Origin of the sequence: Gordonia sp. JH63 (genome assembly GCF_009856645.1) — a bacterium.
Taxonomy (GTDB): domain Bacteria; phylum Actinomycetota; class Actinomycetes; order Mycobacteriales; family Mycobacteriaceae; genus Gordonia; species Gordonia hongkongensis.
Genome location: NZ_CP047235.1, coordinates 1,259,159 through 1,281,653, shown reverse-complemented (window position 1 = coordinate 1,281,653; position 22,495 = coordinate 1,259,159). Strand labels below are relative to the sequence as shown.

The window sequence follows — 22,495 nt, the reverse complement described above, 5'->3', positions numbered from 1 at the left end:
CGAATGAACAAGACCCGTGTCCGGGGCGGAAGTCCCGTGCCGGGGCTATGGTCGTCGCAACACAGGTCACGCCCCAGGAGGCGCCCATGGTCGCCCAACCGGTCCAGGTCGCCGGCTACCGGGTGATCACGCGGCTGGGGAGCGGCGGAATGGGCACCGTCTACCTGGTCGAGAATCCGCAACTTCGTCGGCGCGAGGCCCTCAAGGTGATCTCGATCGCCGAGACCGTCGACGAGGAGTTCGCGCGCCGGTTCAGTCGCGAGGCACAGACCGCGGCCGCCCTCGACCATCCGTCGATCGTCACGATCTACCACTACGGCGTCGCCGACGGCGACCCCTGGTTCACGATGGCCTACCTCGACGGCCGTGACCTCCGACGCGCCTCGCTCCGCCCGGACGAGGTGGTGGCCGTCGTCTCCCGGGTCGCCGATGCCCTCGACTACGCACACGAGCACGGCGTGATCCACCGCGACATCAAACCGGGCAACATCATGGTCACGCGCCGCGCGATGGACGACGCCCTCGACCGCGTCGTCGTGCTCGACTTCGGGATCGCGAAGCTCACCACCGCGACCACTCTGACGGCGCCGTCGTCGTTCGTGGGCACCCTCGTCTACGCCGCGCCGGAGATCCTCGACGGCAAACCCGCGGGCCCCGCATCGGATCAGTACGCGCTGGCCTGCACCGCCTACGAATTGCTCTCCGGCGCAACCCCGTTCGACGCCGACACGCAGACCCGTCACATCGTCGCCAAGCTCACGACACGCCCGGCGCCGATCAGCACCCACCGCCCCGAGCTCGCCGCCCTCGATCCCGTCTTCGACCGTGCGCTCGCGCGCGGCCCCCTCGACCGCTACCCCACCTGCGGTGCGTTCGCCGCGGATCTGCGCGCCGCGCTGGGGCGAACCCACTCCGACAACCGGCCACCCGCGCCCGTGGCTGCGACCCAGGTCATCACCCCGCCGCCGCCGGCCAAACCGACCCAACCGTGGGTCTCCCCATCCCCCGCGCCCCCGACGCCCTCCCACCGGCGACGGTGGCCGCTCGCCCTCGCCGCGGTCGCCGTGGTCGCGGTGCTGGCCGTCGTCGTCGCGATCGGGGTCCTCACCCTCGGCGGCGGCGATGGCGGGGACGCGTCCGACGCCCCGTCGTCGCCGATCGCGGCGGCCGATGCCGGCGCCCAGCTCAGCGCCGGGCTCGGTGCCACGTGCTCGATCCGGGACGGAACCGCCTATTGCTGGGGCGACAACGCGGCCGGCCAACTCGGCGACGGCACGACCGACACCCGCCAGACTCCCACGCCGGTCGCCGATCTCAGCGGCGTCACCGCGATCAGCACCGGTGGACCCAACAGCTGTGCGATCGCCGAGGGACTCGCGTACTGCTGGGGGAACAACGACTACGGGCAGATCGGCGACGGCACGACCGACGCGCGGCTGACGCCGACCCGGGTCGCCGGTCTCGCCGATGTCACCGCCATCTCGACCGCCAACTGGGCCACGTGCGCGATCTCGGCGGGCTCGGCGTACTGCTGGGGCACCAACGACTTCGACCAGCTCGGCGACGGTTCGACCGCGAATCAGTACCGGCCGGTCCGGGTCGCCGGGCTCGACGACGTGACCGCCATCAGCGTCGGCGTGAACTTCACGTGTGCCGTCGCGACCGGTGACGCCTACTGCTGGGGGCTCAACGACAACGGACAGGTCGGCGACGGCACGACCACGAACCGCGCCCGCCCGACCCGGGTCGCCGACCTGGACGGCGCGACGTCGGTCTCGGCGGGCGCCGCGACCGCCTGCGCGATCGCCGGGGCGAGTGCATATTGCTGGGGCGACAACGCGTTCGGCCAACTCGGCGACGGCACCACCTACGGCCGACGCACGGCGACGCCGGTGTCCGGCCTGGACGGAGTCGAGGCCATCAGCACCGGCACGTCGAACACCACCTGCGCACTCGCGGCCGGGGTCGCGTACTGCTGGGGCGCCAATGCCTGGGGCTCGGTCGGCGACGGCACCCTGACCGACCGGCCGGCGCCCACCCGGGTGAACGGATTGTCCGATGTCGGCGCGGTGTCCACCGGCGAACGAACCACGTGCGCGCTCGCGTCGTCATACCTGTGGTGCTGGGGTTTCAACGCCACCGGACAGCTCGGCATCGGGGGCACCGACGACCGTCTGACCCCCACTCAGGTCACGTTCTAGCGTCGGCTCCGTCATCCGGTTGAAGGGTGCCCCGGACCTTTCCCGGTTCGGTATCGTCCCTGCATACGTCTGCGAGAGCAGCCATTTGGCAGCCGCTCTCCCGCCAAGCCAGAAAGAGGTGACGCCGTGCCGTTGAGTCCCGGCACCCACATCGCCGGTTATCGCGTGGTCTCCCAGCTCGGCGCGGGCGGTATGGGCGAGGTGTACCTCGTCGAGAACCTGCAACTCGAGCGGCGAGAGGCCCTGAAGGTCATCTCCACGGCGGTCAGTGCCCAGCCCGGGTTCAACCAGCGCTTCACCAACGAGGCCCGCACCACCGCGAAGCTCGACCATCGCAGCATCATCACCATCCACCAGTACGGCATCGAGGACGGTTCGCCCTGGTTCTCGATGAGTTACGTCGAGGGCAAGGACCTCACCGAGGAACGTCTCACGCCGGCGGAGGTGTCGACGGTCGTCGGACAGGTGGCCGACGCCCTCGACTACGCGCACCGCCACCACGTGGTGCACCGGGACATCAAGCCCGCCAACATCCTCGTCACGCGCGACCCGGCGACGAACGCCGTCGAACGCGCCCTCGTGCTCGACTTTGGCATCGCCAAGCTCGCCGGCTCGGCCAACCTGACCGGCACCCATTCGTTCATCGGGACGGTCGCCTTCTCGGCCCCGGAGACACTCGAGGGCGCCGACGCCACGGCCCGGTCGGACCAGTACTCGCTGGCCTGCACGGCCTACGCGATGCTCGCGGGGCAGCCGCCCTTCGTCGGACAGTCCGAACCGTCGGTGATGCTGGGCCACATCCAACGCCCGGTTCCCCACATCGGCCAGCTGCGCGGCGACCTCGCGCACCTCGACCCGGTGTTCCAGCGCGCCCTGTCGAAGAATCCCGCATCCCGCTATCCCGACTGCCGCAGTTTCGCGGCCGCCTTGAAGTCGGCGCTCGAATCCCCTGCCGCGCAGGGCGACACGATGATCGCGGGTTCGGTTCCGCCGCCCACCCTCGTCGGCGGTGGCACCGGCGGCCCGTCCACGGGTCACCCCTCGGGACCCCAGCAGCAGTTCGGCCCACCCCATGGCCAGTACACCCCGCCGCCGCAGCCGACCATGACCGGGCCGTCGGGCCCGCAGCCGCTGATGAACAAGCCGTCGGGTCCCCAGCCGATGTACTCCTCGGCCCCTCACCTCTCGGGCCCGCACGCGCAGCCCGGGCATCCCCAGGTCGGCTACCCGGGTATGCCGCCGGTCCCGCCGAAAAAGAAGAAGCGGACCGGCCTCATCGTCGCCGGCGTCCTCGGCGCCGTGCTGCTGCTGGTGGTCGCCGCCGTCGTGGGACTGGCCGTCCTGGGCAGCACCGTCGCCGACCCGGAGAAGGCGACCGTCGCGCAGCCGGTGGTGAGCACGAACTTCGGCAGCAGCTGCGCCGTGGTCAACGGCAGCGTGCACTGCTGGGGCGACAACGACTCCGGTCAGCTCGGCGACGGTTCCACGACGCCGCACACCCGACCGGTGGCGGTGACCGGGGTCGCCAACGCGACCGCGGTCACCACCGGCGGCTACCTCACCGGCGAGAACGCCTACGTCTCGACGGCCTGCGCCATCGCCGCCGGCGACGCATTCTGTTGGGGCAACAACCATTACGGCGAGGTAGGCAACGGTTCCAGCGGTTCGACGGTGGACTCCGCGACCAAGGTCGGCGCCATCTCCGACGTCAAGGCGATCTCCACCGGCTGGGGCACCACCTGCGCTGTCGCCGGCACCGACGCCTACTGCTGGGGCAACAACGAATACGGCCAGCTCGGCACCGGCGGTGGCACCGACCCGGTCTCGGCACCGACGAAGGTTCCCGGACTCGGCGTCGTCACCGACATCACCACCGCCTACGGCACCACCTGCGCGGTGTCGGACGGCTCGGCGTTCTGCTGGGGCGCCAACGACAACGGACAGATCGGTGACGGCAGCACGACGGCGCGCTCGGCGCCGGTGAAGGTCGGCGCGCTGACCGACGTCACCGACATCACCGTCGGCGGCTACCACGAGGCATCCGACGACGACGATCCGAACACCAACACCAGCACGTACTTCCAGACGACCTGTGCGGTCGCCGGTGGCGACGCGTGGTGCTGGGGTTCCAACGCCTACGGCCAGATCGGCGACGGCACCACCGAGACCCGCCAGGCCCCCGTTCAGGTCGGCAATCTGAGCGGCGTCTCGGCCATCTCCACCGACTGGGGCACCACCTGCGCGGTCGCCGACAACCGGGCCTTCTGCTGGGGAGACGACGACCGCAGCCAGCTCGGCTCGTCCGGCGGGTCGGTGAAGATCCCCCGCGAGGTCTCGACGCTGACCGACGTCACCTCGATCTCGACCGGCAACGGGACGTCGTGCGCGATGGCGGCCGCGTCGGTGTACTGCTGGGGATTCAACAACGACGGTCAGGTCGGCGATGGTTCCAGCGGCGACGGCGCCAACCGCACGACGCCCACGAAACTGACCATCTAGCCGCCCCGCCCCTAGGACTCGCGCGACCCGATCAGCGCCTCGGAGACGGTCTCCGCGGCCGTGCGGAGCGCCCCGACCGCGCGGGCCCGGAGCCCGTCGTCGAACCGGGCGACCGGCCCGGAGATCCCGACCGCCATGGGCGTGGGCGCACCGGGGACGGCGACCGCCATCCCGCAGACGCCGACCTCGTGTTCCTGTTCGTCGGTGGCGACCCCGCTCGCCCGCACCTGCTCGACGGCCGCGAACACACCCGACAGCGACGTGACGCTCCACTGGGTGGCGGGGGTGAGCCCGGCCTGCGTGACGTGTTTGAGGATGCGCGCGTCGTCGAGTTCGGCGAGCACGGCCTTGCCGACCGCGGTGTTGTGCATCGTGACCCGACGGCCGACCTCGTTGTTGGTGCGCATGCTGTGCGGGGACGGAACCTGCGCCACGTAGATGACCATGTCGCCGTCGAGGACGGCGAGACTGGCGGTCTCGCTGAGTTCGCCGACCAGGGAGGCGAGGACGGGTGCGGCGACCGCGCCGAGCTGCCGGTTGGCCACCTCGCCGAGTCGGATGAGCCGGGGGCCCAGGGCGTACGACCGGTTCGGGAGCTGCCGGACATAGCCGATTCCCACGAGTGTTCGCAGCAGCCGGTGGATGGTCGGGGGCGGCAGCGGGGACTCCGCCGACAGATGGCTCAGTGAGCACTCGCCGCCGGCGCGCCCGATGAGCTCGAGCAGTTCGAATGCGCGCTCGACGGATTGCACACCGCCGGAGTTCCCCGCCATCGCCACCTCCACAGTCCGGCATCACGCTACGTTCCATGATGTGAAACCACAATCAGGGACCGTCTGCGCACACGGGTGGTCGCATCCGACAGTTCTGGAGTAAACTCCGCTCTGCGGAATTTGATTTCCATTGATCCGACACGAAGGGGCGCCATGAGCGTGCAACCCGGTCGCCTCGGCGCGACCTTCCTCGCTGAGATCGAGGCCGCCCTCGCACCGTCGGACGCGGTGCTATCCGATCGGTATCCGGGCGACGACGGGAGCCGGCAGCCGGTCCACACGGTCTACGTTCCCGCCGACCGGTACACCGCCGAGCTCGCCCGGGAGTGGGGCCATTCCGCCCTGGAGGCAGCCGCCGACCACGGCGGCCTCGCCGCGATCGCCCGCTCGACCGTCGCCCGGACCGACTCGGCGGCCACCGCGCTCGCGGATCTCGTCGAGAACAAGCTGCGCACCGAGCCCATCGAGGATCTGCGCATCGACTTCGAGGACGGTTACGGTGTCCGCGCCGATGACGAGGAGGACGCGCACGTCAGCGCCGCCGTCGCCGCGATCCGGGCGGCCGGCGACGCCTCACCGCCGTTCCTCGGCATCCGCTTCAAGTGTTTCGAGGCCGACGTCCGCGCCCGCGGCCTGCGCACCCTCGACCTGTTCGTCGCCGGCCTCGCGGACACCGGGGACCTCCCGGCGGGTTTGACGCTCACGCTGCCCAAGGTCACCTCGACCGATCAGGTCGTCGCGATGGTCGCCGTCGCCCGCGAACTCGAGCGAGTCCATGGACTCTCCGACGGCCGCATCGGTTTCGAGATCCAGGTGGAGACCCCGCAGTCGGTGATGAGCGCCGACGGCACCGCGGCCGTGGCGGCGATGATCCAGGCCGGCGAGGGCCGGGTGACCGCACTGCACTACGGAACCTACGACTATTCGGCGTCCCTCGGCATCGCCGCGGCGTATCAGTCGATGGAACATCCCGTCGCCGACCACGCGAAGGCCGTGATGCAACTCGCCGCGGCCGGCACCGATGTGCGGTTGTCGGACGGATCGACGAACATCCTCCCCGTCGGAGACGCCGAGGCCGTCGAAGCCGGCTGGGCGTTGCACGCGCGACTGGTCCGGCGCCACCTCGAGCGCGGCTTCTATCAGGGGTGGGACCTCCACCCCGCGCAGCTCGTCACCCGCTTCCTGGCCACATACGCCTTCTATCGCGACGGATTCGATTCCGCCGCAGTGCGTCTGCGCAACTACGCGCACAAGCTCGAGTCGTCGGTGCTCGACGAACCGGCGACGGCCCGCGCACTCGCCGGCTTCATCCGACGCGGCGAGGTGTGCGGCGCACTGACCGTCGACGAGGTCGAGACCGCGACCGATCTGCCCATCGAGAAGGTGCGCGACTTCGCACTCCCCCACTCACAGAGGACAACCCGATGAACGCGACGCAGTACTACACCCCCGCCGGTGGACTCCCGCCGCAGACCGACCTGCTGAGCGACCGCGCGGTCGTCACCGAGGCGTACACGGTGATCCCGCGCGGCGTGCTCCGCGACATCGTCACCTCGGTCTTCCCGGAGTGGACCGACACCCGCGCCTGGGTGCTCAACCGCCCGGTACCCGGTGGCGCGCAGACCTTCGCCCAGACCATCGTCGAGGTCGCCCCGGGCGGCGGATCGGCTGCGCCCGAACCGCAGTCGGAGGTCGAGGGTTTCGTCTTCGTCACCGCCGGATCGCTGACCGTGACCATCGCGGGCGAGGAACACGTCCTGACCGACGGCGGCTTCGGCTACCTGCCCGCGGGCACACCGTGGTCGGCACACAACCGCGGCGACGTCCCCGTCTCCTTCCACTGGATTCGTAAGCGTTACGAGCCCATCGCGGGTCACGAGCCGGCCCCGAAGTTCGGCAACGAGCGCGACATCGAGCCCTCCCCGATGCCCGACACCGACGGCGCCTGGCGCACAACACGAATGCTCGATCCGCTGGATCTCGCCTACGACATGCACGTCAACATCGTGACCTTCGAGCCCGGCGCGTCGATCCCCTTCGCCGAGACCCACGTGATGGAACACGGCCTCTACGTCCTGGAGGGCAAAGCCGTCTACCGGCTCAACGAGGACTGGGTGGAGGTCCAGGAGGGCGACTACATGTCCCTGCGCGCCTTCTGCCCGCAGGCCTGCTACGCCGGCGGGCCGTCGAACTTCCGGTACCTCCTGTACAAGGACGTGAATCGGCAGATCGTGCTCTGAGTGGTCGCCTCCGGTTCCTGTCGTACCGTGAGAGACGATGCGTATCGCGGTGGTGGAAGACGACGACGGGGTCGGCGACGCGCTCGTGGACGCCCTGAACGAGGTCGGCCACGAGCCCCGTCGCATGCGTCGCGGCGCCGATCTCCTCCTCGGTCACCGGGAATTCGACCTCGCACTGCTGGACCTGGGATTGCCCGACGAGGACGGGCTGACCGTGCTGCGCCGGTTGCGGGCGGTGAGTGAGATGCCGGTCGTGGTGCTCACCGCGCGGCAGGACGAGCGGTCGGTGGTGCGGGCACTCCGCGGGGGTGCCGACGACTATGTGGTGAAACCTGCGCGCCTCGGCGAGCTGATGGCGCGCCTGGAAGTGGCCGCCCGTCGGCGCACCGCCGACGCACCGGCACCCGCGGCGCGACAGATCGCCACCGGCGACATCGTCGTCGATCTCGACGCGCGACTGGTGACCGTGGCCGGCACCGACGTCGCCCTCACCCCCAAGGAGTTCGAACTCCTCGCGCACCTCGTCACCCGCCGGGGTGAGGCCGTGAGCCGCGAACAGTTGATGGATGCGATCTGGGGCGACGCCTACGTCGCCATCTCGCGCAGCCTCGACGTCCACATGACCGCGCTCCGGGCGAAGCTCGGCAGGCCCGGCGTGATCGAGACGATCCGCGGGTACGGCTACCGCTGGGGTTCCTGAACGATGTGGCGGCGCGTGCTGCTCGTGCTCGTCGTCTATTCGGCGATCGTGGTCCTGGGTCTGGCGGTCCCCCTCGCGACGACGGCGAGTCGTGAACGGCTGCAACGGTTCACCGAGAGCCGGACCGCGTCCGCGGTCTACTTCGCCGACCTCGCCGATCGGGACCCGGAGATGCGGGGTACGGAACTCCAGCGGGCCGCCGAGCGCTACCGCGACCTCTACGACGAAGGCGTGGTGGTGGTCGATCGAGCCGGCACGACGCGCGCCTCGGCCGGCCTCGCAGCCCGGTCACCCGCGGTCGCCGAGGCCGTCTCCGAGGCATTGCGCAATCAACGCACGCGGATCGCGTCGGGGCTGACGCCCTGGTCGCCCGACTCGGTACTCGTGGCCATGCCGATCGGCACGGGCACCCAGGTCGACGGCGCGGTCGTCATCGAGGCGTCGACGACGGCGGCGAAACGCGATGTCGTCAGAACGTGGGCCGTGATCGCCGCCGGGGCCCTCGCGATGCTCGTGATCGGGTCGATGATCGCGGTTGCGTTGTCGCGGTGGACAGTTCGCCCACTCACGGCGTTGTCGGCACGGGTGCGCTCGCTGCGCGCCTCGATCATCGACAGCGGCCCGTCGGCGAACGACACGACCCCGGGCGGATCGCCCGGTCAACGCCACACCGGCCCACCGGAGGTCCGCGAGCTGGCCCGGATCTTCGACGCGATGGCGGACGACGTCGAGAACGCCACCGCCGCCCAGCGCCGCCTGGTCGCCGACACCGCGCACGCACTTCGTAATCCGTTGGCGGCGGTCCGCTTTCGCCTCGACACCCTCGGCCTCGGATTGACCGGCCGCTCGCTGGAATCGCATCGGAAGACCGTCGTGGAGATCGACCGGCTCGACCGCATCGTCGACGACCTCCTCGTCCTCGCCACCGCCGAGTCGCGGCCCGCCGGTTCCACCACAGGGGTCTGCGACGTCGCCGCCGTGCTGGTCGAGCGCCACGATTTCTGGGCGGACGCGCTCGCCGACGCGGGGATGTCGGCGTCGATCACTTCGCCGCCCCGGCCCGGGTCGGTGATCGCCGCGCTCGACGAGGACGACCTCATCCGGGCGATGGACGTCCTGATGAGCAACGCGGTCAACCACGCCGGGGAAGGTGCCCACGTAGAGCTGGGCTGTCGATCCGAGGGAGCGCGTATCCGGGTCTGGGTCGCCGACACCGGACAGGGCGTGACGGCCGACGACTTGCCACACATCACGGAGCGGTTCTTCCGCGCGTCGTCCGGCAGCGGGCCGGGCTCCGGACTCGGATTGGCCATCGCCGCGGCCCTTGTCGAAGGAGCCGGCGGCGAACTGGAGGTGACCGCCGGACGCCCCGCGGGACTGCGGGTGGACCTCTGGATCCCGGCCTCCGACGTCCCATTCCACGAGGCCGTGGACGACCTGTCCTAAGGGAGTGTTAGGAAACCGCGATCGGCTTCCGTTCCGCCTGTGACTGCGTTCACAGTGTTAGGGGCACCGACGCCGGACCGGGTCGGGTGCACGTTCGACGACCTGGAGGACCCTGATGACCGACTCGCCCACCCGGCAACCCGCGAACGCCCGGAGCGCACCGCCGACGTCGTCGGCCGCGGCGACGCGTCGTGCCGTGCTCAACACCCTGCGCGGGTCGTCCGGCAACCTCGTCGAGTGGTACGACGTCTACGTCTACACCGTCTTCGCGACCTACTTCGAGAGCCAGTTCTTCGACTCGGCCGACAAGAACTCAACCGTCTACGTGTATGCCATCTTCGCCGTCACCTTCCTGATGCGGCCGGTCGGCTCCTGGTTCTTCGGTCGGTACGCGGACCGTCGGGGCCGCCGGGCCGCGTTGACCTTCAGCGTGTCGCTGATGGCGGCGTGCTCATTGGTCATCGCGTTGACACCGGGTCGCGAGTCGATCGGCGTATGGGCGGCGGTCGTCCTGGTGCTCTGTCGACTGGTACAGGGATTCGCGACCGGTGGCGAGTACGGCGCGTCGGCCACCTACATGTCCGAGGCGGCCACCCGGGAGCGTCGCGGCTTCTTCTCGTCGTTCCAGTACGTCACGCTCATCGGCGGACACGTACTGGCGCAGCTCACCCTGCTGGTGATGCAGGGCTTCCTCGACAAGGACCAGATCTCCGACTTCGGTTGGCGTATCGCGTTTCTCATCGGCGGCGTGGCCGCGGTGGTCGTCTTCTGGCTGCGCCGCAGCATGGACGAGTCGCTCACCCCGGAGCAGTTGGAGGCCGTCCGCAGCGGGGCCGACTCCGAGTCCGGCTCGATTCGCGAACTCGTTCTGAACTACTGGCGCCCTCTGCTGGTCTGCTTCCTGGTCACCATCGGCGGCACCATCGCCTTCTACACCTACAGCGTCAACGCACCGGCCATCGTCAAGACCGCCTACGAAGACCACGGTCGCACCGGGACCTGGATCAACCTCATCGGTTTGATCTTCCTGATGGTGTTGCAGCCGATCGGCGGGATGATCAGCGACAAGGTCGGACGCAAACCCGTCCTCATCTTCTTCGGCGTCGGCGGTGTCCTGTACACCTACGTCCTGATCACCTACCTGCCCCAGACCACCTCGGTGGCAACGTCGTTGACCCTGCTCGCAGTCGGCTACATCATCCTCACCGGCTACACCTCCATCAACGCGATCGTGAAGGCGGAGCTCTTCCCCTCTCACGTTCGCGCGCTGGGAGTGGGTCTGGGCTACGCGCTCGCGAACTCGGCTTTCGGCGGCACCGCGCCGCTGATCTACCAGGCCGCGAAGAACGGCGGTCATGTCCCGTGGTTCATCGCCTACGTCACCGTCGTGATCGCGGTGTCGCTGATGGTCTACATTTTCGTCTTGCGCAACAAGGCGGAGACCCCACTCGATCGCGAGCAGGGGCGGGCCTTCCTCGACGCAGAGGCCGTTGCCCGGCGGGCCTAAGGTGTCATCATGTCGTTCGCGCGCGGGCCGGTGGACCGGCGGACTATGCTCCGCGGGGCCACCGGCCTGGGCGCGCTGCTTCTCCTGACCGCGTGCGAAACCGAACGCGGCGCACCGGTCCGCCTCGCGGCGGGCGAGCCCGGTGGCTTCTTCTGGGAGTTCGCCGGTCTCCTCGCCGCGGCGGCCGACCGGTCCGGCGCGCTGGAGATCCGCCCGCGGCAGTCCGGCGGCTCGGCCGAGAACCTCGACGCCCTGGCGAACGGTTCCGCGGAACTCGCCATCAGTCTCAGCGACACGGCCATCGAGCGCGCGGGCCCACAGCTGACGGCGCTCGGATGCGTGTACGAGAACTACTTTCAGGTGGCGGTCCGCACAGGGTCCGGGATCGCGACGGTCGCCGACCTGCGCGGGCGGTCGGTGAGTGTCGGAGCACCGGGGTCCGGCGCCGCCGGGCTCTCCGAGCGGGTACTCGCCGCGGCCGGCCTCGATACCGGCCGTGACATCCGCCCGGTCCAGCAGACGATGGCCGACGCCGGCGCCGCCCTTGCCGCGGGAGAGGTCGACGCCGTCATGTGGGCGGGCGGTCTGCCGACCCCGGCGTTCACCGACCCGCGCGTGCCGATCGTCCTGCTCGACCTCGGTGACGTGGTCGCGGGCTTGAGGCAGCGATTCGGACCCGCGTACGAGCCCGTACGCATCCCCGCCGACATCTACGGCCGGCACCCGGCGGTCACCACCGTCGGGGTCGCGAATCTCCTGCTCGCCCGTCGGGATGTGCCGGATGCGACCGCCGCGGCCATCGCCGACGTCCTGCTCGACCAGGCTGCTCACCTCGTGCCCGCCCAGGCGATCGGCAGCCAGTTCCTCGACGCGCAGTCGTTGATCCTCACCGGACCCATCCCCCTGCATCCGGGTGCCGCGGGCGAGTACCGCCGTCGGCACGGGTGAACCGCAGCCGCTCGGCGACGGGTCGCGGTCCGTGATACACCTAGGCCGACGAGTCGAGGGTCGAGAGGATCACATGAAACTGGTGGCATCCCGCCGCTCCGAGTTGGTCGCCGGATTGTTCGCGATCACACTGATCGCCGCCGGTTGCGGCACGTCAGACGCCGACGAGTCACCCTCCGGAGCCTCGACGACCGGGGGTTCGACGACGACCTCAGCGGCCGGCGACACGACGGGCCCCGTTCCTGTCGTGGAAAACGCGAAGCCCACCGAGACGACGGTCATGGGCGAGGACGATGTCGAGGTGACCCTCACCGGTCCGATCGCAACGAAGTACGCGTCGGCGACCGAGGCACAGCGGGCCGCCCTGGGCAAGCCGTTGACCGGGGATCACAACGCGGGGACACGAGAGAGTGGCGTTGTCTACCAACAGTTCCGCGGTGGCGTGATCATCGCGAGGAACAGCGACCCCGCAACGCCTGGGTACATCGTCACCTCCGGCAAGATCCGGGACGCCTGGAACACCGAGCGCGCCCCGGACGGCACCCCGTTGCTCCTCGGCTCCAACGGCTCGGCCGGACCGCTCGGTGTGCCCACGAGCGACGTGACGGTCGACGGCGACCTCGAGGTGGTCACCTTCGAGCACGGCGAGATCTCCGAGAACACCGAGACCGGCGAGGTGACCGTGACGGTCAACGGCAAGATCGTGCCCTCCGGTCTGCGATAACCGATGAGACGTCGGATCGTCACGGTGGCCGTGGGCGTGATCGCGCTCGTGGCCGGTGGTTGCTCGACTCCGCCGGACCAGCAGTCGTCAACCCCGTCACCGTCTTTCGGTACGCCATCGGCTGCGCACGGACCCGCGACGGCTCCCCCGGTCCCCGCGGGGACCGAATCCTTCGACGTCGTCCGCGTCGAGTATCTCGATTCCGACGATGCCGACCCCGCCGAGAACTGGGCCGATCTGTACCTGCCTGCGGGCGCCCGCGACGACGACTCGCTGCCGCTGGTGACGATCATCCACGGTGGCGGTTGGGAAAGCGGGGCCGGTGCAGAGCAATTCGACGAGATGGCCAGGGATCTCGCCAACCGCGGGTTGGCCGTCTACAACGTGGAGTACCGACGTCTGGGCACCGGCGGAGGGTGGCCCACGACCTTCCACGACGTGGCCCGAGCACTCGACCATGTGCCCGCGATGGCCGAGACCTACCCGCAGTTGCGAATCGACGACGAGCTGGTGGTCGGTCACAGCGCCGGTGCGCAACTGGCCGTGTGGGGCGGCACCCGTCATCGCCTCACCGACGACGAGGTGGGCTCGCGGCCTGAGTTCGTTCCCTCCCGAGCGGTGTCCATCTCCGGCCCACTGGACATGCGCTACGCCGTCGACCACGGCAACAACCGGGTGATCACCCATGTTCTCGGCGGCACACCACGACAGGTCCCCGACCGCTATGACTCGGTGGATCCCATCCGCAACCTCGACCCCGCGCTTCCGGTCACCCTGTTCCACGGACTGGCCGACACCGATGTCGATCCGGACACCTCCCGCCGGTACACGCGCGCCCTCGACGCTGCTGGTGGCTCGACTGATCTACACCTGTTCGACGGCGAAACGCACACCTCACTCGTCCATCGCCAGTCCCCCGCCTACACACGAATCCTCGACCGGCTCACCGAGATCGCGCGAGCCGACATCGACGAATTGCGCGACGAGTAGCTGGTGCCCCGGGGTCCTACGCAGCCGCTCGACCCCATGGTGTCGAGCGAGTTTCGTTGTGCTGCCTCCATTCCCACACCGCGTACAGCACTTCGGTGGTGTAACCCAGATCCATCCGACCACCGCCGATCGGGACCGTCGCCTCTGTATCGATTCGAGGGTTCGGCTGCCACTCCGGCGGCTTCGAAGTCTGTGGCGCCACGTCGATCTCGGTGCCGTCCGGGCGATGAAAGCTGAACCGCTGTTCACCGTGTGCGGTGATCGCGAACTCCCCCCGATGCAACGCCCGATGACACGACCCACACAACAAGATCAGATTGTCCGGATCCGTCCGCCCACCCGCCGACCAGAACACCACATGATGGGCATGCAGATGACGCGTCCGACCACACCCCGGCACCTGACAACACCGATCCCGCACAAACAACGCCCGCACCAACGCCTTGTTCGGCGCCCGCTTCCGACGCCCCACCCCCAACAACGCCAACTTTCCCGGCCGCCCAGGCATTCCGCGGCTCACCACCTCCCGAGTCGACGCCCCGCACCGGGCTTCGGCCACCTCTGCCTCCGACAACGCCGGACCATCATCGAGATGAGCCGACTCCACCCCCTCACCGGCATGGATCAGGATCTCCGCACCCGGCGCCAGATCGGGCATCGCGATCCCGTCATGCACCATGTCGGCCATCGCCACCACCGCCGGCGCCACATTCGACGGCACCTGCCGCCACAGATCCCGACGCCGAGACGGAACCACCTCCGAATTTTCGGATTCTGAACCTGATTCAGTGTTCCGCGGAACACTCCCTGCGGTAGGCAGATCCGGATCGTCGCAGGTCCGGGTGCGTTCATACTCCGCCCGCACCGACCCAGCAAGGAACCGCGCACCATCCAACGGACTCAACCGCAACGACACCGACAACGACCCGTCATCGTTCCACGTCCACCGACCGGTCGACTCCACCGGTGGCCGGCTTTCCTCTTCGACGCCACAGTTGCGGTCGATCTGGCCCATCGCCCGTACCGCCTGTCCATGGCCATGAGAAAGTCCCCACTGGTGGCCAGGTCGAGGTCCCCGCTGGTGGCCAGATAAAAGTCCCCACCCTGTGTTCGTCGTGTCGACCCGGAACTGAAGGCCCAGGCGATGACGGTGAAGGTGCCAACCGATCACCATCACCGCCCGGGAGTTCCATTGAAGTCTGCGAAGGACCGTATGGACATCATTTCTGCTTACCGAGAACTCGGAAGCTATCGCGCCGCAGCCGAGGTGTGCGGCACCACCCACAAGACCGTCAAGCGCGTGGTCGATCGGTTCGAAGCCGACGATCAACCACCCGATCGCAAGGAACGGGCCCGCAACTACGATGCGGTGGCCCAGCTCGTCGCGCAGCGAGTCGCGCGGTCACACGGCCGGATCACTGCCAAACGGCTGCTACCGGTAGCGCGAGCGGCAGGATATGAGGGGTCGGCGCGGAATTTCCGTCGTCTGGTCGCCCAGGAGAAAACGCAGTGGCGCCGTGAGCATCACCGCGGCCGTCGCCCGGCAGTGTGGGCTCCGGGTGACTACCTGGTCATCGATTGGGCGGTGATCGGCGGGTTACACATGTTCTGCGCGGTGCTGGCGTTCTCACGCTGGCGGTTCGTTCGGTTCGCCACCAACGAAACAGCCACCACCACACTCGGATTCATTGCTGAAGCCTTCGAGGAGATCGGTGGAGTGCCCAACAAGGTACTTGCTGATCGGATGGGCTGCCTCAAAGGTGGAGTCGTCGCCAACGTTGTCGTACCCACCCCCACGTATGTGCGGTTTGCCACCCACTACGGGTTCGCCCCGGACTTCTGTCACGGCGCCGATCCGGAGTCGAAGGGGATCGTGGAGAACCTGTGCGGGTACGCGCAGTCGGATCTGGCGCAGCCGTTGTGGACCGAAGCCAAGATCGCCGCGGGTCGCGACGACGTGCAGCTGGATGTGCATCTGGCGAACCGGGCTGCGTGGGACTGGTGTGCCGAGGTCAACACTCGACGCCACAGCGATACGCTGACGGTGCCCACTGACCAGCTGGTGAGTGAACGGAAAGTGTTGGCGGCGTTACCGTCTCTGCGTGCTCAGGTCGGCCCGCCGCCTGTCACCCGTAAAGTCGACCGTCTTTCCTGTATCCGGTATGCCTCGGCCCGCTACTCGGTTCCTAACCGGCTCATCGGCGCCACCGTGACCCTCCTCCAGGACGGTGGAACGCTCCTGATCGCCGAGCCCGCCTCGGGCGAGGTGGTCGCCGAGCATGCGTTGGCTGCCCCAGGAGAGGTGGTCCTCAACGACGATCATTACGGCGGGCCACGCACACCCCTTAGTCGTGCACCACGACCGAAAACTGCTGCCGAAAAACAGTTCTGCGATCTCGGAGAACCAGCCGAGCAGTTCCTAGTCGGTGCCGCGGCGATCGGTAATACCCGCCTGGCCGGTGAACTCGATGACATCCTCGGACTCATCACCTCCCACGGCCACGAACAGGTGCTCACCGCCCTGACCAGGGCGGTGGCGTTCCGACGGTTCAAGGCCGCCGATGTGCGTTCGATCCTCGATGCCGGAGCCGGCACCCCCAACCCGCGACCGGCCGGCACAGCACTGCTCGGGCATCTGCCTACCGCGCCCACCCGCTCGCTGGATGCCTACAAACTCGGCGCCGGCGACAAGGAGGTGTCATGACCACAACGTCGAAACCTGTTGCACCTCAGACAGTGCCACCGCTACCGGCCGACCTTGACCTGGCGCTACGCCGATTGAAACTGGCCTCGATCCGCCGTAGCGCACCCGAGGTCCTACTCACCGCGAAAACTCAGCGATGGACACCCGAAGAAGTACTGCGAACACTGGTCGAGGCCGAGATCGCCGCCCGTGATGCCTCCAACATCCGCAACCGACTCAAAACTGCCGGGTTCCCAGTCACCAAAACCTTGGAATCGTTCGACGTGGCCGCATCCTCTATCCCGGCCAACACTTTCGACTACCTGTCGTCACTGGAATGGGTTCGGGCTCAACATAACCTGGCCTTGATTGGCCCGGCCGGGACCGGTAAGAGCCACACCCTGATCGGGCTGGGGATCGCCGCAGTGCACGCCGGGCACAAAGTGCGGTACTTCACCGCCGCCGACCTCGTGGAAACCCTGTATCGCGGGCTGGCCGACAACACCGTCGGTAAAACCATCGACACCCTACTGCGCCAAGACCTGATCATCCTCGACGAGATCGGATTCGCCCCACTCGACGACACCGGCACCCAACTGCTGTTCCGACTCGTCGCAGGCGCCTACGAACGCCGATCACTCGCGATCGCCAGCCACTGGCCCTTCGAACAATGGGGACGATTCCTCCCCGAACACACCACCGCCGCCAGCATCCTCGACCGGCTCCTGCACCACGCCACCATCGTCATCACCGACGGCGACTCCTACCGCATGACACACCGAACGGAGGTACCGCCAACCTAAGAACATCCCGCACAGGGTGGGGACTTTCACCTGGCCACCAGCGGGGACATCAAACTGGCCGTTGACACCGCCCGATCCAACTGACTCGCCGTCGTCGACAACGCCAGATTCACCAACTCCGCCTCACGCTCCGGCGTGGCGACTCGCGTCAACGCGCGGACCTTCGAATACGACAACCGACCCTCGCGAAACGCCGTGCGGATCACCGGCAATTCCCGTATCGCCTTGGCGACCCTCAACTGCTCATGCGCCGTTCGCGGTGCGATGCCGGCCTTCCACGACAACCAGTGCGCCAGCGAATGAATCCCCGGCCCCCGCCACGACTCCCGCCCATCCAGTTCTGCCACCAGTTCAAGGAAGTCCGCTGTCAAAGCCGTGATCCGAGCGGCATACCCAGCACCCGCGCCTCGAGCACCTCATCCGTCAGCGACTCAGGATCCGCACCATCGAACATCGACGACGCATCTCCACCGCAACGAAAAGCACTGAACCCCAACGCAACCCCCTGAACCGAGCGAGAAGTACAGGAACAAGGTATCGCCAGGCACCGACAATTCCTCGAGCCTCAACCCGAGGTCGAGAGTGTTCCGCGGAACACTTCGGGATCACCTTCTATAAGTACTGGGAGGGTTGCCCGTCCACCGGGTGAAGGATCGGCTGGAGGCCGCGGCAATCGAGTAGCCCAGACGCGAGGCGGCCTCCTGAACGGTGAGGCCGAGGACGCCGAGGACGCCGAGTAAGTCGACCGCGACCTCATGACGAACCTCCTCGGTCAGGACCCGAAAGGTTGTCCCCTCCTGTTCGAGGCGTCGATGCAGTGTTCGGCGGCCCATGTTCAGACGGGCAGGGTGTCTCGTCAAAGCAACTCGATATGTCCGACCGACTGACTCATGTCGACGCTGATGTCGACGAACCGGTTGCCTATCTGTAGCGCCTGCGGGGCGACCCAAAGCGCCTCCCGTGCATTCGCACTGCTGAGCATTGCGAATCCGAGCAAACCGAAGTTGGTGAGCGAGAGGCGCGTCGCCATCTCGGTGCCGAGACCGGGTCGAACGCCGCAGGTTTCGACGAGGTTGCGCGCAACGGCCAACTCTTGAACCGCCTCGACCTCGAGATCGTCGTCCTCCAGATCGGCCGGTTGTAGCCCGGATTCGGCTTTCGTCCCAGCGGTCATTCCTTCTGAGACCCGACGCTTCGTACGGTGACGTGGAGCGAAGGGCTCAATGACTCGGTGGCTCGGAGGTCGCCGGCGCGGCGGTTGCCGCAGTCGCCGGGAGGTCCGCTGTGTTGACACCTCCTCGGACCAACTCCGACCTCGACTCAGCTCGCCGCACTCTCCCGCTGCGCGACCTTGGGTTCGATCACCTCGGTCGCGTAGGTCTTCCCCCACTCGTTGAGGGCGGTGACGAAGGGGCGCAGCGCCCGTCCCTGTTCGGTGAGCGAATACTCAACTCTCGGAGGGACTTCGGGATAGGCCGTGCGCTGCACGATGCCGTCGCATTCGAGTTCACGTAGCTGGCGGGTGAGCACTCGTGGCGTGACCGGACCGACTGCCCGCCCGAGGGCGCCGTATCGCAACGGCCCCTCGAGAAGGTTCTTGACGATGGTCATCTTCCAGGAACCGCCGAGCACGGCGACGCTCACCTCGACGGGGCACACCTCGTAGGCACGTCGAACCGGGTCGCGCAGAACGGACTCGCCCTCGTTCTCCATCGTCAGACCCCTGCCGTCGGCGTGGACATCCTCGTCCATATGGACAATATTGTGCATACTACCGCCGAAGTGCATCAGGCGTTAGACAGAAGTCATGCACCTTTCCGTCGACAACCCCGAGAACTCTGTAGACCAGGACTTCGCGCGCTTCACCTCCCCGCCGGTCGGAGCAGCCCTCGGCTCGGTCGCGATTCTCGCGACCGTCGCGACTGCGGCCCTCTCCGACACCGGAACACTGCCGGGGTTGCTCGGGATGGCCGGCGCCGGGGCGCTCCTGGCCCTGATGCAGATCGCCGTGCAGTGTCAGGCGGCGATACTCGTCCTGCGAGACAGACGATGGCTTCCGGCACTGCCGGCCGCGGCGATCTGCGCCGCGACACTGACCGCGCTCTACCTGCTGGCCTTCGATCACGCTGCCGGCTGGTACCTGCTCCTCATCAGCGCAGTAGCTGTCGCCGGGTATGTCGCGGTGCTCGGGGAGGGGCACGCAGCCATCCGCGTCTTCGACGGCGCCGAACGTCATATCGAGGACACACCAAGGCACCGGTGAAGCCAACTGCCGACGCCACCAGGCGGACCTCGAGGCGCTGCCATCTCACGGACGGGCGACTTCGAGCGAACAGGGAGGCAGGGCTACATGAGGGCAGACAGCTTCGAACCGGTGGTCGTCGACGATGACCAGGACGCGTCCCGGGCAGGTCGCGCGCTGGCAGTGATCTCGACGCAGCGCGATCAACTCATAATCCTGACTGTGCACGGCAGCATCGACCTGCTCACCGTCCCGCAGTTGGGTGCCGCCGTTCTGGAAGCAGTGAGCGAGCAACCCCGAGGGCTGATCATCGATCTCACCGCCACCGACTTCCTCGCGTCGTCCGGCATCGCCGCGCTCCTCGCCGCACACGCGTCCGTCACCCCGGCCGGCGGCCGGTTCGGCGTCGTCGGCGGGCATCCCGCCATCACTCGGCCCCTGCGGCTGACGGGCCTGGATGACACTCTCGACCTCTACCCCACCCTGGCCGACGCGTTCTCGGCGATGGTCCCGGACTGAGGGCGCCGGCTCACTCCGCCCCGAGAAACTGGACAAGGATCGCGTTCACGGCCTGCGGGGCCTCGATCGGGATGAGGTGCGTCCCGGGGATCACGGCCAGCCGGGCACCCGGAATGGCGGCGACGACGTCGCGGCTGTGCTCGAGGGTCACCTCGTCGCGGTCACCCTGCATGACCAGCGTCGGTGCAGTGATCGCGGCCAGATCACCGAGATCGATCTCGGGTTCGGAGTTGATCATGGCCATCGTCTTGTCGAAGACGACCTGGAAATGCTCTGCCCCGTCCGGGGATTCGGACGCGTAGTCGGCAGCGAAGAACTCCATCAGCTCGTCGTCGGCGGAATCGAGCGCGTCGAGGATGCCGCCGACCGCCCGGCCCGAACTGTTGTAGTACTGGCCGATCAAGACGAGATGACGGACCAGATCGGGCCGACGCAGCGCGACCAGCACGCCCACCACCGCACCGTCACTCCACCCGACGATCTCGGCTGGACCACCCACCACCTCGTCGAGATAGGCGATCGTCTCGTCGGCCATGTCCGAATAGTGGAACTCGTCGGTCACGTCCGGGCTGTGACCATGGCCGTGGCGCTCGGGACAGAACACCTTCCAACCCGCCTCTACGAGGGCGGGTACCTGCCCACCCCACGACGACGCGCCGGAGAACGCGCCGTGCAGCAGCACGACCGGCTGCCCGTCACCCTGGATCTCATGCCACACACGGGTGTTCGGTTCCGGATGGCTGATGGTCGTGTACTCGCGTGTCGGAGACGTCACGTAACCACAATACGGGGACATCGATGCGCGCGACCGATGAGAAATCGGCGTCGAGCGAGTCGGTCCCGGTGACTGTTCGAAAGACGACGAGAGGGATACGCATGCCCACCGACACGACCCAGGCGCGTCTGATATCCGAGGCCGCCGATCACATGCTCGCCTACACCGCCCGGATCACCGACGCGGAACTGGACCGTCCGACCCCGTGTCCCGACATGGCACTTGCCGCGCTGCTCGCCCATGTCGATGGACTCTCGCAGGCGTTCGCGGCCGCGGCGCGCAAGGACTTCGGTCCATTGACCTCGACGCCGCCGGACCCGGCGGAGAGCCGACTCTCATCGGAGTGGCGCGATGATCTCCACCGCCACGTCCGCGAGCTCGCGGACTCGTGGAACGACCCCGCCGCCTGGGACGGCATGACCCAGGCCGGCGGTGTCGACCTGCCGGCCGAGATCATGGGGATGGTGGCGCTGTCGGAGCTCGTCCTGCACGGCTGGGATGTCGCGCGCGCCGCGGACATCGCATTCGACATCCCCGACGAGATCCTCCAGGTCGTCTTCGACTTCCACCATCCGCCGCAACCGCAGGAAGAACGCGACGGCATGTTCGGACCGGTGATCGCGGTGCCCGATGACGCACCGCTCGTCGACCGTCTCGCGGGCCTGGCCGGGCGCGACCCGCGGTGGCCGAACGGTACCGGCCAGGACTAGCGGTTGAACGGCCAGCCGGTGATCTTCTTCTCCCGCGGCGGGGCGTAAGTCCGGACCTTCGAGGTTGAAAGCCCCATTCGGACAAGACCCTCGGCGATCGTGACCGCCGCCCGCACGCCGTCGACGATCGGGACCCCGGTCGCCTCGCGTACCTGTTCCTCGAGCTCGGCCATCCCGCCGCAGCCCAGGCAGATCACCTCGGCGTGGTCGTCGGCCACCGCGCGGATGGACTGCTCGACGATCGCCCGGACCGCCCGCTCGGGGTCCGATTCCAGTTCCAGCACACCGAGTCCCGACGCCCGGACCGACGCACAACGCTGGTCGAGGCCGGCGAGCTTGAGCCGGTCCTCGATGAGCGGAACCGTTCGGTCCAGCGTCGTCACCACCGAGAACCGGTGTCCCAGATACATCGCCGTCGACGCCGCGGCCTCGGTGATGTCGACGACGGGGACGTCCAGGAGTTCCTGCAGTCCCTCCCGGCCGTGTTCGCCGTAACCGGCCTGGATGACGGCGTCATACGGTTCGGGGTAGGCGAGGATCGCGTCCATCACGGCGATCGCGGCGAGATAGGACTCGAAGTTCCCCTCACACGAGTCGGCGCCGAATCGCGGTGTGATACCGACGATCTCGGTCCCCGGGGAGGCGACCGAGCGGGCCGAGTCGGCGATGGCCTCGGTCATCGACACGGTGGTGTTGACGTTGGCGACCAGGATGCGCACGGTGATGTCCTTTGTG

Annotated in this window: 21 protein-coding genes and 2 pseudogenes; 15 read left to right on the top strand and 8 right to left on the bottom strand. The window is 68.1% G+C overall.

Annotation, left to right across the window (positions count from 1 at the left end):
• Positions 1-86: 86 nt before the first annotated feature.
• Together GR168_RS05785 and GR168_RS05780 are read left to right on the top strand one after the other, a co-directional pair.
• Entirely contained in the window at positions 87-2,201 is a 2,115-nt protein-coding gene (locus GR168_RS05785) for a protein kinase (RefSeq protein WP_159370271.1), read from the top strand.
• A 126-nt stretch (positions 2,202-2,327) separates the two neighbouring features.
• The gene (locus GR168_RS05780) at positions 2,328-4,700 is read left to right on the top strand and encodes a protein kinase (RefSeq protein WP_159370270.1); all 2,373 of its coding nucleotides are present in this window, start codon (positions 2,328-2,330) and stop codon (positions 4,698-4,700) included.
• Positions 4,701-4,711: 11 nt separating this feature from the next.
• On the opposite strand, the gene GR168_RS05775 is transcribed toward GR168_RS05780, so the two are convergent.
• Positions 4,712-5,473, bottom strand: coding sequence for an IclR family transcriptional regulator (locus tag GR168_RS05775; RefSeq protein ID WP_058251688.1), 762 nt, complete (start codon positions 5,471-5,473; stop codon positions 4,712-4,714).
• Between the two features lie 153 nt (positions 5,474-5,626).
• Between GR168_RS05775 and GR168_RS05770 the strand changes: the two genes are divergently transcribed.
• From GR168_RS05770 to GR168_RS05735, 8 genes are all read left to right on the top strand, one after another.
• Positions 5,627-6,901: an aldolase/citrate lyase family protein gene (locus GR168_RS05770; RefSeq protein WP_159370269.1), complete on the top strand. Its 1,275-nt coding sequence runs from the start codon at positions 5,627-5,629 to the stop codon at positions 6,899-6,901.
• The gene (locus GR168_RS05765) at positions 6,898-7,713 is read left to right on the top strand and encodes a bifunctional allantoicase/(S)-ureidoglycine aminohydrolase (RefSeq protein WP_159370268.1); all 816 of its coding nucleotides are present in this window, start codon (positions 6,898-6,900) and stop codon (positions 7,711-7,713) included. The genes GR168_RS05770 and GR168_RS05765 overlap by 4 nt, the downstream gene beginning before the upstream one ends.
• 37 nt (positions 7,714-7,750) lie before the next feature.
• Positions 7,751-8,413, top strand: coding sequence for a response regulator transcription factor (locus GR168_RS05760; protein ID WP_159370267.1), 663 nt, complete (start codon positions 7,751-7,753; stop codon positions 8,411-8,413).
• Positions 8,414-8,416: 3 nt separating this feature from the next.
• Positions 8,417-9,859, top strand: coding sequence for a HAMP domain-containing sensor histidine kinase (locus GR168_RS05755; protein WP_068972649.1), 1,443 nt, complete (start codon positions 8,417-8,419; stop codon positions 9,857-9,859).
• 115 nt (positions 9,860-9,974) lie between these two features.
• A complete protein-coding gene (locus tag GR168_RS05750; protein WP_137810527.1) occupies positions 9,975-11,366 on the top strand; it encodes an MFS transporter in 1,392 nt (463 codons plus the stop codon).
• A gap of 9 nt (positions 11,367-11,375) precedes the next feature.
• Positions 11,376-12,314, top strand: a complete 939-nt coding sequence (locus GR168_RS05745; protein WP_068972647.1) for a TAXI family TRAP transporter solute-binding subunit — start codon at positions 11,376-11,378, stop codon at positions 12,312-12,314.
• A 73-nt stretch (positions 12,315-12,387) separates the two neighbouring features.
• Positions 12,388-13,038: a hypothetical protein gene (locus GR168_RS05740; protein WP_159370266.1), complete on the top strand. Its 651-nt coding sequence runs from the start codon at positions 12,388-12,390 to the stop codon at positions 13,036-13,038.
• Positions 13,039-13,041: 3 nt separating this feature from the next.
• Positions 13,042-14,028, top strand: coding sequence for an alpha/beta hydrolase (locus tag GR168_RS05735; RefSeq protein ID WP_159370265.1), 987 nt, complete (start codon positions 13,042-13,044; stop codon positions 14,026-14,028).
• A 16-nt stretch (positions 14,029-14,044) separates the two neighbouring features.
• Here GR168_RS05735 and GR168_RS05730 read toward each other — a convergent pair.
• Positions 14,045-15,055 (bottom strand): annotated as a pseudogene (locus GR168_RS05730) (HNH endonuclease signature motif containing protein); the annotation flags it as partial.
• A gap of 165 nt (positions 15,056-15,220) precedes the next feature.
• Here GR168_RS05730 and istA point away from each other — a divergent pair.
• Together istA and istB are read left to right on the top strand one after the other, a co-directional pair.
• Positions 15,221-16,732: an IS21 family transposase gene (gene istA, locus GR168_RS05725; RefSeq protein WP_137811536.1), complete on the top strand. Its 1,512-nt coding sequence runs from the start codon at positions 15,221-15,223 to the stop codon at positions 16,730-16,732.
• Positions 16,729-17,514, top strand: coding sequence for an IS21-like element helper ATPase IstB (gene istB, locus GR168_RS05720; protein ID WP_159370264.1), 786 nt, complete (start codon positions 16,729-16,731; stop codon positions 17,512-17,514). Before istA ends, istB begins: the two co-directional genes overlap by 4 nt.
• A gap of 65 nt (positions 17,515-17,579) precedes the next feature.
• On the opposite strand, the pseudogene GR168_RS05715 reads toward istB, so the two are convergent.
• The 4 genes and pseudogenes from GR168_RS05715 to GR168_RS05700 form a co-directional block, all read right to left on the bottom strand.
• Positions 17,580-17,968, bottom strand: a pseudogene (locus GR168_RS05715) (DUF222 domain-containing protein); the annotation flags it as partial.
• Between the two features lie 151 nt (positions 17,969-18,119).
• Complete coding sequence (locus tag GR168_RS05710) at positions 18,120-18,347, bottom strand: helix-turn-helix domain-containing protein (RefSeq protein ID WP_159370263.1); 228 nt, start codon at positions 18,345-18,347, stop codon at positions 18,120-18,122.
• A gap of 23 nt (positions 18,348-18,370) precedes the next feature.
• A complete protein-coding gene (locus GR168_RS05705) occupies positions 18,371-18,688 on the bottom strand; it encodes an AraC family transcriptional regulator ligand-binding domain-containing protein (protein ID WP_159370262.1) in 318 nt (105 codons plus the stop codon).
• A 146-nt stretch (positions 18,689-18,834) separates the two neighbouring features.
• Entirely contained in the window at positions 18,835-19,227 is a 393-nt protein-coding gene (locus GR168_RS05700) for a helix-turn-helix domain-containing protein (protein WP_058251692.1), read from the bottom strand.
• Between the two features lie 94 nt (positions 19,228-19,321).
• Between GR168_RS05700 and GR168_RS05695 the strand changes: the two genes are divergently transcribed.
• Together GR168_RS05695 and GR168_RS05690 are read left to right on the top strand one after the other, a co-directional pair.
• Positions 19,322-19,777, top strand: a complete 456-nt coding sequence (locus GR168_RS05695) for a hypothetical protein (protein WP_238995030.1) — start codon at positions 19,322-19,324, stop codon at positions 19,775-19,777.
• 87 nt (positions 19,778-19,864) lie between these two features.
• Positions 19,865-20,275: an STAS domain-containing protein gene (locus GR168_RS05690; protein WP_058251643.1), complete on the top strand. Its 411-nt coding sequence runs from the start codon at positions 19,865-19,867 to the stop codon at positions 20,273-20,275.
• A gap of 10 nt (positions 20,276-20,285) precedes the next feature.
• Here the strand turns inward: GR168_RS05690 and GR168_RS05685 are convergent, their stop codons facing one another.
• On the bottom strand, positions 20,286-21,050 hold the full coding sequence (locus tag GR168_RS05685; protein WP_159370261.1) for an alpha/beta hydrolase: 765 nt from the start codon (positions 21,048-21,050) through the stop codon (positions 20,286-20,288).
• Positions 21,051-21,151: 101 nt separating this feature from the next.
• Between GR168_RS05685 and GR168_RS05680 the strand changes: the two genes are divergently transcribed.
• Entirely contained in the window at positions 21,152-21,760 is a 609-nt protein-coding gene (locus GR168_RS05680; protein WP_159370260.1) for a TIGR03086 family metal-binding protein, read from the top strand.
• Here the strand turns inward: GR168_RS05680 and GR168_RS05675 are convergent.
• Complete coding sequence (locus GR168_RS05675; protein ID WP_159370259.1) at positions 21,757-22,479, bottom strand: aspartate/glutamate racemase family protein; 723 nt, start codon at positions 22,477-22,479, stop codon at positions 21,757-21,759. The genes GR168_RS05680 and GR168_RS05675 overlap by 4 nt on opposite strands.
• Positions 22,480-22,495 lie beyond the last annotated feature (16 nt).